The sequence below is a fragment of the Aquimonas voraii genome, assembly GCF_900101825.1.
GTDB lineage: Bacteria > Pseudomonadota > Gammaproteobacteria > Xanthomonadales > Xanthomonadaceae > Aquimonas > Aquimonas voraii.
The window spans coordinates 205,219-218,172 of the sequence record NZ_FNAG01000004.1; the positions used below are offsets into that span (position 1 = coordinate 205,219).

12 protein-coding genes and 1 pseudogene are annotated in these 12,954 nt (G+C 68.7%); 1 reads left to right on the forward strand and 12 read right to left on the reverse strand.

Annotated elements, in window-relative coordinates:
• From flhB to BLP83_RS19320, 12 genes and pseudogenes are all read right to left on the reverse strand, one after another.
• The gene (gene flhB, locus BLP83_RS09645) at positions 1-1,152 is read right to left on the reverse strand and encodes a flagellar biosynthesis protein FlhB (protein WP_091241913.1); all 1,152 of its coding nucleotides are present in this window, start codon (positions 1,150-1,152) and stop codon (positions 1-3) included.
• Complete coding sequence (fliR, locus tag BLP83_RS09650) at positions 1,152-1,943, reverse strand: flagellar biosynthetic protein FliR (protein ID WP_091241915.1); 792 nt, start codon at positions 1,941-1,943, stop codon at positions 1,152-1,154. The genes flhB and fliR overlap by 1 nt, the downstream gene beginning before the upstream one ends.
• A 4-nt stretch (positions 1,944-1,947) precedes the next feature.
• On the reverse strand, positions 1,948-2,199 hold the full coding sequence (locus tag BLP83_RS09655; RefSeq protein WP_245680002.1) for a flagellar biosynthetic protein FliQ: 252 nt from the start codon (positions 2,197-2,199) through the stop codon (positions 1,948-1,950).
• 14 nt (positions 2,200-2,213) lie between these two features.
• The gene (gene fliP / locus BLP83_RS09660) at positions 2,214-2,990 is read right to left on the reverse strand and encodes a flagellar type III secretion system pore protein FliP (protein ID WP_091241918.1); all 777 of its coding nucleotides are present in this window, start codon (positions 2,988-2,990) and stop codon (positions 2,214-2,216) included.
• Positions 2,987-3,397, reverse strand: a complete 411-nt coding sequence (gene fliO, locus BLP83_RS09665; protein ID WP_176764102.1) for a flagellar biosynthetic protein FliO — start codon at positions 3,395-3,397, stop codon at positions 2,987-2,989. Before fliO ends, fliP begins: the two co-directional genes overlap by 4 nt.
• 7 nt (positions 3,398-3,404) lie before the next feature.
• The gene (fliN, locus tag BLP83_RS09670) at positions 3,405-3,740 is read right to left on the reverse strand and encodes a flagellar motor switch protein FliN (RefSeq protein WP_091241924.1); all 336 of its coding nucleotides are present in this window, start codon (positions 3,738-3,740) and stop codon (positions 3,405-3,407) included.
• The gene (gene fliM / locus BLP83_RS09675; protein ID WP_091241927.1) at positions 3,737-4,741 is read right to left on the reverse strand and encodes a flagellar motor switch protein FliM; all 1,005 of its coding nucleotides are present in this window, start codon (positions 4,739-4,741) and stop codon (positions 3,737-3,739) included. The genes fliN and fliM overlap by 4 nt, the downstream gene beginning before the upstream one ends.
• A 10-nt stretch (positions 4,742-4,751) precedes the next feature.
• A complete protein-coding gene (locus BLP83_RS09680; protein ID WP_091241930.1) occupies positions 4,752-5,285 on the reverse strand; it encodes a flagellar basal body-associated FliL family protein in 534 nt (177 codons plus the stop codon).
• 155 nt (positions 5,286-5,440) lie between these two features.
• The gene (locus BLP83_RS09685; RefSeq protein WP_091241932.1) at positions 5,441-6,724 is read right to left on the reverse strand and encodes an amidohydrolase; all 1,284 of its coding nucleotides are present in this window, start codon (positions 6,722-6,724) and stop codon (positions 5,441-5,443) included.
• 139 nt (positions 6,725-6,863) lie between these two features.
• Positions 6,864-8,690 carry a diguanylate cyclase domain-containing protein gene (locus BLP83_RS09690; RefSeq protein ID WP_091241935.1) on the reverse strand — a complete coding sequence of 609 codons (1,827 nt, stop codon included), beginning with the start codon at positions 8,688-8,690 and terminating at the stop codon, positions 6,864-6,866.
• A 75-nt stretch (positions 8,691-8,765) separates the two neighbouring features.
• Positions 8,766-10,976 (reverse strand): DNA methyltransferase, encoded by a 2,211-nt coding sequence (locus BLP83_RS18880; RefSeq protein WP_218121233.1) that lies wholly within the window; start codon positions 10,974-10,976, stop codon positions 8,766-8,768.
• A gap of 121 nt (positions 10,977-11,097) precedes the next feature.
• Positions 11,098-12,396, reverse strand: a pseudogene (locus BLP83_RS19320) (type IIL restriction-modification enzyme MmeI); the annotation flags it as partial.
• A 291-nt stretch (positions 12,397-12,687) separates the two neighbouring features.
• Between BLP83_RS19320 and BLP83_RS19260 the strand changes: the two are divergent.
• Positions 12,688-12,822 (forward strand): hypothetical protein, encoded by a 135-nt coding sequence (locus BLP83_RS19260; RefSeq protein WP_281187121.1) that lies wholly within the window; start codon positions 12,688-12,690, stop codon positions 12,820-12,822.
• Positions 12,823-12,954 lie beyond the last annotated feature (132 nt).

Below are 12,954 nucleotides of genomic sequence, written 5' to 3' on the forward strand. Positions count from 1 at the left end.
TCAGGCGTCCTTGTCGGGAGTGGAGGGAGTCTTTTCGGGGCTGTCTTCGACCTCGATCCTCGGCGGTCGCGGCTGGCTGCCGCCGTGCCGGCGCCAGTGCTTCAGCTGGTAGACGAAGCCGAGCACCTGGGCCACCGCGGCGTACAGCCGCACCGGGATCTCCTGGTCAAGCTCGCACTCCCGATACAAGGCGCGTGCCAGAGGCGGCGCCTCGACGATCGGAACCTTGTGCTTCTCGCCGAGCTCGCGGATGGTCAGCGCGATCAGGTCGACGCCCTTGGCCACCACCTTGGGCGCGCGCATCTTCTGGCCGTCGTAGACGATCGCCACGGCGTAATGGGTGGGGTTCACCAGAATCGCGTCGGCGGTGGGCACCGCCTCCATCATCCGGCGGTTGGCGATCTCCTGCTGGACCCGGCGCACGCGCGCCTTGAGCTCGGGGCTGCCCTCGCTTTCCTTGAACTCGTCCATCAGCTGCTTGCGGGTCATCTTCAGCTGACGACGGTGGTTCCACAGCTGCAGCGGCGCATCGATGATCGCGACGAAGATCAGCGCGCCGGTCAGCGCGGCCAGCAGGGTCAGGGCCATGCGCCCGCCGTGGGCGGCGGCGCGCGGCAGCGGCTCGTTGACCAGGCTGATCAGCTCCGGCAGCTGCGCGTTCAGCACCGCCACGCCGACCAGCAGGATCAGGCTCACGCGCAGCACCGACTTGCCGGTCTCCAGCAGGCCCTCGGGTCCGAACACCCGCTTCAGCCCGTTGATCGGGTTCATCTTGCTGAACTTCGGCGCCAGCGCCTTGGTGCTGAAGTTGAAGCCGCCCAGCACCAGCGGCGCCAGCGCGCCGGCCAGGGCGCCGGCCAGCATCAGCGGCAGGGCAGGCCAGAACAGGCCGAACAGCAGTTCGCCCACATGGGCGACGGGATCACCGCGCAGCACCTGCTCGCGCGGCAACGACAGCGCGTGGTCCAGCCAGGCGCCGGCGGTGGCGGTGAGGTGGCCGCCGCTGGCGAACAGGATCAGCACGCAGATGCCCAGCATCGCGGCACCGCCCAGCTCGCGCGAGCGCGGGACCTGGCCTTCCTTGCGCGCATCGTCGAGCCGCTTCTGGGTTGGCTCTTCAGTTTTGTCCTGGCCGTCGTCTTCGCCGGCCATCACTGCACCAGCCCGGAAGCGACGGACAGGGCCTGGCCGAACAGCGCGCGCAGCGGCTCAAGCAGGTGCGGCACGAGCGCGATCATCAGCACGAAGCCGACCAGCAGGGCCGAGGGCAGACCGATCTGGATGGGGTTCAGCGAGGGCGCGGTGCGCGCCATCACGCCGAAGGCGATGTTGACGGTGATCATCGCGATCATGATCGGCAGGGCCAGGCTGACCCCGGCGAGGAAGATGATCCCGGCGAACGAAGGAATCGCATCGAGCAGGGTGTAGAGCGCGACCGGCGTGGCCCCGGCGGGCAGCACGCGGTAGCTCTCGAACACCACGCCCAGCAGGGCCAGGTGCGCATCGACCGCGAAGAAGGTGAGGCCGGCGACCACCGTGAACCACTGCGCGACCACGCCGCTCTGCACGCCGCGCATGGGGTCGATCATCTGCGCGAAGGACAGGCCCATGCCCTGCGCCACCAGCTCGCCGCACAGGGCCACGGCCTCCAGCGCCAGCCGCATGAGAAAGCCCAGCGAGGCGCCGATGGCGAGCTCACGCGCCACCGCCAGCACGGTTTCGGCATTGAGGTCGGCCTGGATGGCCGGCGCCGGCACCAGCGGCGCGATGGCCGCTGAAAGCGCCAGCGCGAAGATCAGGCGGATGCGCCGTGGCACCGCCTGGGTGCCGAGGAAGGGCGAGAGCAGCAGCAGGCCGCCGATGCGCAGCGAGAGCCAGATCACCTGCTGCCCGTAGTTCAGCAGGTTGAGGCCTTCGAGGCTGATGGCGGTGGCGCCGTCCATGCGGTCAACCGAGCATCGAAGGAATGCGCTGGTAGAGCCCGATGGTGAACTGCACCAGCTGGTTCAGCATCCAGCCGCCGCCGATGGCCAGCACGGCCGCCATGGTAAAGACCTTGCCGATGAAGGCGATGCTCGGCTCGTTGACCTGGGTGGCGGCCTGCAGCAGGCCGATCGCCACGCCGATCAACAGCGCCACGCCGAGCAGCGGCATGGCGACCAGCAGGCCCATGCTGAGCGCGGCCTGCAGCTCGGACATGACGGTATCGGGCGTCATGTGGTCACGAAAGAAGCAGCGAGCGTGCCGACCACCAGCGACCAGCCGTCGACCAGCACGAACAGCAGGATCTTGAAGGGCGCCGAGATCAGCATCGGCGAGAGCATCATCATGCCCATCGACATCAGCACGCTGGCGATCACCAGGTCGATGATCACGAAGGGCACGAACAGGAAGAAGCCAATCTGGAAGGCGGTCTTCAGCTCGCTGGTGAGGAAACTCGCCATCAGCACGGTGAAGGGCACTTCGTCGGGCGAGGCATAGCCGGTGCTGCCGCTCATGCCGGCGAACAGCATCAGGTCGGCTTCGCGGATCTGCGCGAACATGAACTCGCGGATCGGCCCCAGCGTGGCGGTCAGTGCGGCCTCGAAGCCGAGCTGGCCATCGAGATAGGGGCGGATGCCCTGGGCCCAGGAGGCGTCGATGACCGGCGCCATCACCAGGGCGGTGATGAACAGCGCCAGCGCCAGCAGGATCTGGTTGGACGGCGTCTGGCCGGTGCCCAGCGCCTGCCGCAGCAGGGCCAGCACCACGATGATGCGGGTGAAGGCGGTCATCGCCAGCAGGATGCCGGGCAGCAGGGTGATGACCGTCATCAGCGCCAGGATCTGCAGCGGCAGGCTGACCGTCTGCGTGCCGACGGTGGCGACGGTGACCTCCGGCATCGGCGGCAGCGTGACCGCGGCCGGCGCAGCCGAAACATCGGCGCCCGCGAGGATCATCAACAGGGCGAGCAGTGCCCGCAGCAGGCTCGGCACGGCAGCGGCGCTCATGCGCGCGGCCCCAGGCCGAGCTGCTTGTGCAGCAGTTGCGCGAAGGCGCCGGGCGCGGCCGCTTCGCTGGGCACGGGCGCGTCGAAACGGTGCAGGCAGGTAACGCCGCCGGGGCTGACGCCGAGCAGCAGGGTTTCGCCCGCGGCCTCGATCAGCACCACGCGCTCTTTCATGCCGACGGCGAGGCTGGCGCGCAGCTTGAGCACGCCGCTGCCGCCGGCCTGCAGGCTGCCCATGCGCTTCAGCAGCCAGGCGCAGAGCAGGATCAGGCCGATCACAAGCAGCAGCGAGCCGGCCATGCCGACCAGGGTGCCGAAGCTCGCGACGGGTGTGGCCGCGGACACCGGCGCCGTGCTCGCAGTGGCCGCGACGGTGCTGGCGATCAGGCTGGCGAAAGGTAGGGGCATGCGGCGCTCAGCGCAGTCGGCGCAGGCGTTCGGCGGGGCTGACCACATCGGTCAGGCGCACGCCGAAGCGATCGTTCACCACCACCACTTCGCCGTGGGCGATCAGGGTGCCGTTGACGTAGACGTCCAGTGGTTCGGCGGCGCCGCGCTCGAGTTCGATCACCGAGCCGGGGTTCAGCTGCAGCAGGTTGCGGATCGGCACGCGCGCGCGGCCGACCTCAAGCTGCAGGGTGACCGGCACGTCCAGTAGCACGTCGAGGTTGAGCTCGCCGCCCGCGCCCTCCGGCGACAGCGTGCTGAACTGCGCCGCGGTGGCGCCCAAAGCATCGGAATTGCTGCTCATGGCTGAGGCCTCTGCAGAGCGGTGCTGAAGGGAATGCTGGGAGGACGCACTTCGGTGATCTTCACTGCGCGCTTGCCGCCATGGGCGCCGAATTCGCCGCGGAACACGGGCACGTTCTCGACCAGCAGGTCGAGCTGCTTGGGCATCTCGATCGGCAGGATGTCGCCCGGCTTCAGGTTCAGCAGGTCGCGCAGGGCCAGCGTCTTGCGGGTCAGCACGCTGCTGATCTCGACCTCGGTGTCGTTGATCTGCGCGCGCATCTCGGTGACCCAGCGCTCATCGCGCTCGGCGCGATCGCTCTGCAGGCCGGCATCGAGCTGCTCGCGCAGCGGCTCCAGCATGCCGTAGGGGTAGCTGATGTGGATGTCGGCCACCACGCCTTCGAGCTCGACCGAGAAGCGTGAGACCACGATGTACTCGCGCGGGGTCAGGATGTTCGCGAAGTGCGGATTGACCTCGGAGTTGACGTACTCGAACTCGAGCTTGAGCACGGGCGCCCAGGACTCCACCAGGTCGCGGAACACCTGCTCCAGCAGCAGCTGGATGACCCGCATCTCGGTGGCGGTGAACTCGCGGCCTTCGATCTTGGCGTGGAAGCGACCGCCGCCACCGAAGAAGGTGTCGACCACGGCGAACACCAGCTTCGGTTCGAAGATCACCAGCGCGGTGCCGCGCAGCGGCTTGACCTTGATCAGGTTGATGTTGGTCGGCACGAACAGGCCATGCGTGTATTCGGCGAACTTGAGCATCTCGATGCCGCGCACCGAAATTTCGGGCGAGCGCCGCAGCAGGTTGAAGATGCCGATGCGGATCAGGCGGGCGAAGCGCTCGTTGACCATCTCCAGGGTGGGCATGCGCCCGCGGACGATGCGGTCCTGGGTGGCGAAGTCGTAGGGACGCGCCTCGCCGGGCGCGAATTCCGGCTCGGTCGAAACCACGCCGGCGTCGACGCCGTGCAGCAGGGCATCGATCTCGTCCTGGCTGAGGATGTCCCTGTTCACGGGCCGGCGCTTACTGGGTCACGAAGCTGGTGAAGAACAGCGCGTCGACGCCCTCGTAGCCGGTCTCCGCTTTCAGCACGCGGTTGACCTCGGCGAGCGCGTCCTTCTGCAACTGCTCGCGGCCCTCGACCGAACGCAGTTCGCCCTGGGTCTTCTTGGCGAACAGCATCAACAGGGCGTTGCGGATGGCCGGGCTGTGGGTGCCGATGTCGGCGATCACCTGCGGATCGCGCGAGCTCAGCTGGACCTCGGTCTGCAGGTAGCGCGTGCTGCCCTCGTCGGCGAGGTTGACCACGAAGGCCGGCTGCAGCGGCACGTACTGCGCTGGGGCGCCGGCATCGACGGGCTTGCGTGCCGGCTTTGCCGGCTCGGCGGAGGCCGCATCGCCGGCGGGCTTGGGCAGCAGGAAGAACGCCGCGGCTCCGCCCGCGCCCAGACCCGCCAGCAGCACGATCAGCACCAGCATGACGGGGAAGCCCTTCTTCGGGGCTTCGGCGGCCGCTGCGGGTGCGGCGGCGGGCTTGGCGGAAGGCTTGGCAGCCATGGGCGTCTCCAGAGGGGTCTGGACGCCCGGGCTGCAAGCGGCGTGCCGCGCCCTTGGAGGGCTCTGCGCAGGCCTGCCGGCTGGGGAGTCAATCTACCGGCGACACCGTGCGCCAAAAAACCGGCGCTTCTGTCCGACTGCCCTGACTGTGCGTGTCAGCGCCCCTCCAGCACGCCCAGCGCCAGCGTCAGCATCGCCCGCGTGCCGTGGCGCAAGGCGTCCTCGTGCAGCAGGAACTCGGGCGAATGATTGTTGGGCGCGCGCGCCGGGTGGATCTCCGGGCCGGTGCTGCCGACGAAGAACAGGAAGCCCGGCGCGCGGTTGGCGAACTCGGAGAAGTCCTCGGCCACCGTCTGCAGCGGCATCTCCTTCACCTGCTCGGCGCCCATCAGCTCGCGCAGCCACGGCCGCACGCGCTGGGTGAGCGCAAGCGCGTTGGCGGTGACCGGCGCGGTGTTCTCGACGATGAGCTCCGCCTCGCCGCCGGCGGCTTCGGCGATCGCTTTCGCGGTGCGCTCGAAGCGATTGATCACGTCCGCGCGCACGTCCATGTCGAAGGTGCGCAGGGTGCCCTCCATCTCCGCCGTCTCGGGAATGATGTTGAAGCGGATACCGCCGCGCACCGCGCCAGCGGTGAGCACCACCGGCGAACTGGTGATGTCGATCTGGCGGGCGATGATGCTCTGGCTGGCGATCAGCGCCTGCGCGGCGATGGTGATCGGATCGACGCCGCCCCAGGGCCGCGAGGCGTGGGTCTGCTTGCCGCGCACCTTCAGCACCCAGCGGTCGGCGCTGGCCATCATCGGCCCGCCGCGAAAACCAATCGTGCCGACCGGCAGCTGCGCCCACACGTGCAGGCCGAACACCGCCTCGGGTTCGAAGTCGTCGAACACGCCCTCGGCCAGCATCTGCTTTGCGCCACCGGTCTCGCCCGGCGGCGGGCCTTCCTCGGCCGGCTGGAAAAGGAACATCACCTCGCCCGGCAGTTCCTCGCGCACGCTCGCCAGCGCCTCGGCCACGCCCATCAGGATGGCGACGTGGGCATCGTGCCCGCAGGCGTGCATCACGCCGGTGGTCTGGCCGTTGTACTCGGCGGTGACCGTGCTGGCGAAGGGCAGGCCGGTGGCCTCGGTGACCGGCAGCGCATCCATGTCGGCACGCAGCGCGATCTTCGGGCCCGGCCTTCCACCACGCAGCAGGCCGACCACGCCGGTGTGGGCGATGCCGGTGCGCACCTCGATGCCCAAAGCGCGCAGATGCTCGGCGACCTTTGCCGAGTTGCGGAACTCGCGGTTGCCGAGCTCGGGGTGTTGATGGATGTCGCGGCGCCACTCGACGACCTTGGCATCCACGGCCGTGGACAGCGTTTCCACATCGAAAGCTGCGCGCGCGGAGGGCGAGAGCAGCAGGGCTAGGGCGAGGGTGGGTAGCAGGCGCATGGGGGATGGCTCCTCGGAGGCATAGGTGTGCCGGCGCGGCGTAATCGAATATCCGGGCGACGCCATCCCGGTACGCGACACGAGTGACCGGAGTCTGAGCATTCGAGGCCTCGATGCGAGCGGCCTCTGCCGCCAGCACTCACTCTTGACCGAGAGCGTCGGGCTTCGACTCAACGTTAAGCAGGACATAGCGGCCGCGGCCGCCGCGCTTGCATTCATACAGTGCCGCATCAGCGGTGGCCAACAGCTCGAGCGCATGGGTGTCTCCCTTCTCGCTATAGGCAATGCCGATACTGGTGCCCATCCGGCGCTCCACCGGCCCCAGTCGCACCGGTTCCGCCATACGCTGCAGCAGTTTCTGAGCGGCCGCCTCGCAGTTTTCAGGTGCGCTCACATGTTCCATCAAGACCACGAACTCATCGCCTCCCAGGCGCGCCACCAGATCCACCTCGTACACCGAGTCCCGGATGCGCTGTCCGAACTCGAACAGGGCGGTGTCGCCGGCAGCGTGGCCCAGGCTGTCGTTGATCTGCTTGAAGTGGTCCAGATCCAGCGCCAGCACGGCCAGCGGCTCACCGTAGCGGCGTGCACGCGCCAGCGCGCGATCAAGCCGCTCCTCGAACTCGCGGCGGTTGGCGAGGCCGGTCAGCGGATCGGTTCGCGCCTGGGCCTTCAAGGCCGCTTCGGCTTCGATGCGTGCGCTGATGTCGCGGCCGGAATACACCACCTCCCAGCCCTCGCCCGACGCGTCGGGCACGCGCTCGGCCAACGCTTCCAGCCAGACCCAGTGCCCCTGCTCATGGCGGATACGGAACTCGACCTGCGCCGTGCCGCCCTCGCTGAAGAGCCTGCCCAGCAGGTCTCGCAGCTTCGGCTGGTCCTCGGGATGCACCAGCTCCCAGCGCGGCTGCAGCAGGGTCTCGGGCGAGTAGCCCAGCAGGCTCAGGCTCGAGGGCGACACGTAGCGTCGACCGCCATCCGGACCGATGCGCACCACAAGGTCGCGAGTGCGCTCGGCCAAGGTGCGATACAGCTGCTCGCGACCGCGCAAGGCCTCCAGCAGCCGACGCCGCTCGGTCACCATCAGCCCGAGCGGCAGCGCCAGCCCGCAGGCCGCCAGCACATAGATCTGGGGCAACAGACTGCGCCACAGGAACTCCGATTCCGGCACCAGCTGAAATGGACCCAGCCGCAGGATCGACGCTGCGCTCGCCGCTACTGCAATGCCCAGCACGCCCATGACGGCACCGGCCACGCCGTGCCCGAACGCCAACCAGGCCAGCGGTAGCAGCGGCAGGAAAAGCAGGGGATAGGTCTGCTGCGCCAGCACGGCCACCAGCGTCGTCATCAGCAGCAGCCAGCGCAGGGCAAAGGCACTGCGACGTCCGGCGCGCCCCAGCAATCGGCCGCGCAGGGCGATCATCGCGCTGACCAGGCTGGCCGCTGTCACCAGACCCACCGCATGCGCACTGAAAACCACCGCGCTCGCGCTGGCAAAGCTGACCCGCTGTTCGCCAAGCAGGCTGAGCGTCAGGCTGAAGAGCGGCGCCACCGCCGCACAGGACAGCAGGCCGGCGATGGCGCCTCGACGGGCGTTGAGGATCAGCCCGCCAGGATCACTCAGACCGACGCTTCGCCGCCGTAGCGCCGCGACCACGGGTGCGATTTCAAGCAGGTTCAAGCTGGAAATCAGCAGGACCCGCCCGGCACTGTCACCCGCCAGCCACCGCGCCAGCAGCAGCCCGAGTGCGACTGCGAACCATACGCGGGGGCGCCACAGATCCTTCAGCCAGATCAGAACGCCCACGGCGAAACCGTTGCTCAGCCAGACGGTGGCGATGCCGGCCTCCCTGCGACTCAGCTCCAGCGACAGCAGCGAGAGCAACAGCACACCGCCCATCAGCCCCAGCAATACCCGTGGGCTCGCCTCGATCAGCTCGGTTGGACGTGAGGTCAGCGAGGTCATGGGCGATGACGTTTGTCTGCACGGGCAGCAGTCTGCGCCAATCGGTGCAAGACATGCGCCCCGGTGCGCATCGCCTCACCGCCGCCCCACATAGCCCTCGTCCTTGGCCTCGGCGCGGCCCAGCGCCAGCAGCATGTCGATCAGCTGGGGCAGGCGGTTTTTCCAGGGGCCGCGGCTGCTGAAGTGGGCGGCGATCTGGTCGAGGGTCAGCGGGGCGGGGGCGGCGAGCAGCAGGTCGGCGATGGCGCGGATCTGGTCGACGGTGTCGCGGGGCCAGGGCTGGGCCTTGAGGGGCGTGATCGATGGGGTGGCGCTGTCGGTGGCGGCGTCTTCGTCGCTGCTGGCCTCGCCATCGGCGTCGTCCGCTGGCGCCGGCAGCAGGCTGGCCTGGGTGCCAGTGTGCTGCGCGTCTTCGGCCTGCGCGTGCGCTGCGATGTGCGTTGCGCGGTCGGCCGCAGCGTCGATGCTGGCGTTGGCGCTGGCCCCGGTATGGGCAGGGCGCGCGCTGGCGCTGTGCGCGGTCGGGTTGCGGTGGTCCGGGTTCTGGTACTCGGGGCGCAGCCAGCGGATCAGGCCGCGGGCTTCTTCGGCGGCGCGTTCGGCGTTCAGGGCGACCAGGCGTTCGAGCACGGCTTCATCGAAGCGGCGACGCGCCTCGACGCGGCTATCGCCGCTGGGCGCGGACTCATTGCCGTGGGCGATGCGCAGGTCGGGCAGCAGGTCGGCCCAGCCGTAGGCCTCAAGCACGGCGGCGTCGAGTTCATCGTGGATCTGCCGCAGCACGCTGACCAGGCCCTCGCCGTGGATGCCGCGCTCCTTGGCGCTGAGCTCGCGGCCTTCGCGCAGGGCCTCCAGCACGTTGTACATGCCGGTCAGGGTGAGGCCGGGATGGGCGGCCTGCTGACGCTTGCGGTGGGCGTCGAGCTGTTCGGCGAGTGTACGGATGCGTTCGGCTTGGGCTTCGGTGGGGGTGGGGAAGGGGAAGGGGTCGAAGCAGCGCGAGCCGTTGTAGACCGGGCGGTCCTCAAGCGTCCCACCAGTCTTGAGAGACCAGCCGACGTGAACCGCAGAGGAGAGCACTGCAAGACTTTCAGATCCAGCAAGGGCAATAACTCTCACCTTCTGATCCGGCAAGACCGATGAGTCGATGAAGACGAAGATTCGATGCTTTGCGGTCTCAGTAGTGCCGATGTATCGAGGCAAGTCAGCGATGGCATTCCGCAGTGCAGGCCGCGCTTCCGCGAAGTACCACCAGTAGTCGCGGTAGGACTTCCTCTTGTCGTTCGCGCGCGCGGGCTTGGCCCGCTCCAACAGCCACTGATAGCTGGCTGGAAACCGCTGGCGCAGGGTCTGCTCATCAAGCCCGAAGAAGTCGAGCGCAAAGATTCCGCGAGGTGCGTACAGCACGTCGCGCCCGTTCCTGTACTCGCGGACGTGCGGGGCAAGTTCGGGGCCATCTTCATCCATCAACGCTTTGGCGCGATCGCTATCGATCCAGAATCCTTCGCCCAGCGGGATCATGCCCATGTAGGCGAGCCCCTTGTTTGCTTGCAGCGGCAGCGCGTTCGACAGCTCCGCCCCACATCGCAAGTCAGCCTGCAACGCGCCCATCGTCTCGCGGAGGTTGACCAACACCTCGCCATCATCTCCCTCGGACTCCCTCTGAACCTCCAGCAGGCGGCCCGACGCGCGGCCAGCGGCGTCGCCCGTAGTCATGGCAATTCTCACCGCAGCGCCATCGGCCGTATCCACCCACGGATGGTCCGGAATCGCGAACACCAGCGAGATCGCCTGCTCGCTGCCTTTGCTCTTGCCGCTGGGCTCGGCCAGCGCCGCTTCGATGATCTTGCGGTTGAAGGCCTGCCGGATCGAGTTGGTGGTGATCAGGCCGAAGCGCTTGAGCGCACCGCGACGCGTGAGCTGGGCGGCGTGATGCCACCAGTACATGACCAGATCGGCCGACTCCGGCACATCGTTCCAGGCCGCACGCAGGGCTTCGACATAGCCATCGCCCAGGGCGAGGCGCATGCGCTTGTTGCCGATGAACGGCGGATTCCCCACCACAAAATCCGCTTCCGGCCACGCCGCCTTGCGCGGGTTCACGTAGACCTCGATCGGCACGCGCGCGCTGTCGTTGGGCACGTTTTCGCCGGTGACCGGCGAGGGCTTCAGCGTGCGGCCGTCCCAGCGGGTCTGCACTTCGCCGTTCGCATCGCGGGCGTAGTCGACGCGGTCGTAGGCCAGCACGGCGTCGCGGTTCTCGATGGTGCGGAAGTCGCGGATCACCGGCTGCGGCGTCGGCGCGTTCGCTGCCCAGGGCCAGCCCGGTCTGGCGGTCGCCGAAATCGTCGAGTGCGTTCAGCACTTCGCCTTCGAGGCGCTTCAGGTGCTCGAGCGTGACGTACAGAAAGTTGCCGCTGCCACAGGCGGGGTCGAGCACGCGCACGCTGCACAGGCGGTGGTGGAAGGCGCGCAGTTCGGCGGCTGCGGCATCCATCGCGGCGCTCTGCTGGCGCTTCAGCGCGTCGAACTGGCGCGGCTTCAGGCCCATTGCCAGCAGGCGTTCGCCCAGCTCGGCGGCCTCCTGCGCGTGCATGCCGGAGGCGGCGCGGGCGATGGCCCACTCCTCGCGCAGGGGCTCGATGACGGTGGGCAGCACCAGGCGCTCGACATAGGCGCGCGGGGTGTAGTGGGCGCCGAGCTTGTGGCGCTCGGTGGGGTCGAGCGCGCGCTCCAGCAGGGTGCCGAAGATGGCCGGTTCGACATAGCGCCAGTCGGCGCGCGCGGCTTCGATCAGCAGCTCGATCTGGGTCCGGTCGAGCGGCAGTGTGGTCGGGTCCTTGAACAGCTTGCCGTTGAAGTGCAGCACGTCGGCGGCGAGCGCGGGCGAGAAGCCGCCGCTGTCCATGTCGCGCCAGAGCTGGGCGAGCATGCGCATGGCAGTCTCGGGGCGTTCGACATGGCTGCGCAGCAGGTTGCGGAAGCTCTCGGCCGGCAGCAGGCGCACGTCCTCGGCAAACATGGTGAACAGGCAGCGCATCAGGAACTGGGCGACGGCTTCGGCCGGGTGGCCGCTGGCTTCCAGGCTGCGCGCGAGCTTGGCCAGCTTGGCGGCGATCTCGCGGGTGACGCGGGCGGACTCGCGCGAGGGGTCCAGCCCCATCGGGTCCAGCCAGATGCGGCGCAGGCGTGCGAGCAACTCCGGCCGGCGCAGATCGGTGAGCGCGATGCGGTGGCTGCGCGGATCGGGGAAGGGCGTGTAGGTGGCGCCCGAGCGCGAGAACTCGCTGTACAGCTCGATGCGCTGGCCCACATCGACCACCAGCACGAAGGGCGGGCGGCCCTCGCTGGCCGGCAGGGCTCGGGCATAGGCCTCAGCCTGGCTGCGCGCGCGCAGAAGCGCATGGTCGAAGCCCTTGGGCGAGAGCGCACTACGCAGCTTCTTCGACTCCAGCACGAAGGCGCCGCGGCGATACAGGTCGATGCGCCCGGCGCTGTTGCTGCCATCGCCGTGGCTGAAGCTGATCGGCCGCTCGAACATGTAGTCCTGCTCGGCCGTGGGGTGCGGGGTGTCGACGCCGAGCAGGTGGCAGAGGTCGATCAGAAAGCTCTGCGAGGTCGACAGCTCGGAGGCATTGACGCCGTTCCACTTGGCGATGAAAGCCTCGACCGCGGCGAGATCGAAGGCGTGCGTATCGGCGCTCATGCAGGAGGTCGGAAGGGCATCGAAGGGGAAGCGGCGAGGATGCCACGGCTGGGCGCCGGGTTGGTCAGCCCCAGGCTCGGCATCGCGGGTTCGTAGGTTGGGACAAGCCGCAGGCGCGTCCCAACGGCGCGGGGCTTCGGGCTTCGTCGAGGCGGGTGCTCGCGATGTTGGGCCGCGGTGCGCTTGGTCCAACCTAGGGGGCTGCGCCCTCGACGCTCTGGGGTGTGAGCCCAGCGAAGGAATGCCCGCGCCACGGCCGACAAGACAGGTCGCAGGCTCCGGGCCCGTACGATGCGCAAGCAGATCAGCGTGCCGCCGGAAGTGATGGCCGGGAAGGGCCTGGGCAGGCACTGGGCGCAGCGTGCGGTCGCTGGCTGGCAAGCGCCCATCAAGGGCGCACACGCGCTGCTCACGCGCAGGCATTGAATGGCCGCGGCGCGTCGGCTCCTTGTGCATCGCAGCACCCGCGCCTAAACTGCGCGCCCGCGCCGTGTGTGTCCGCCACTGCGCTCCGCTGCCCGATCCCGCCTCATGACGCCACCCTGAAACGCTGCAGGC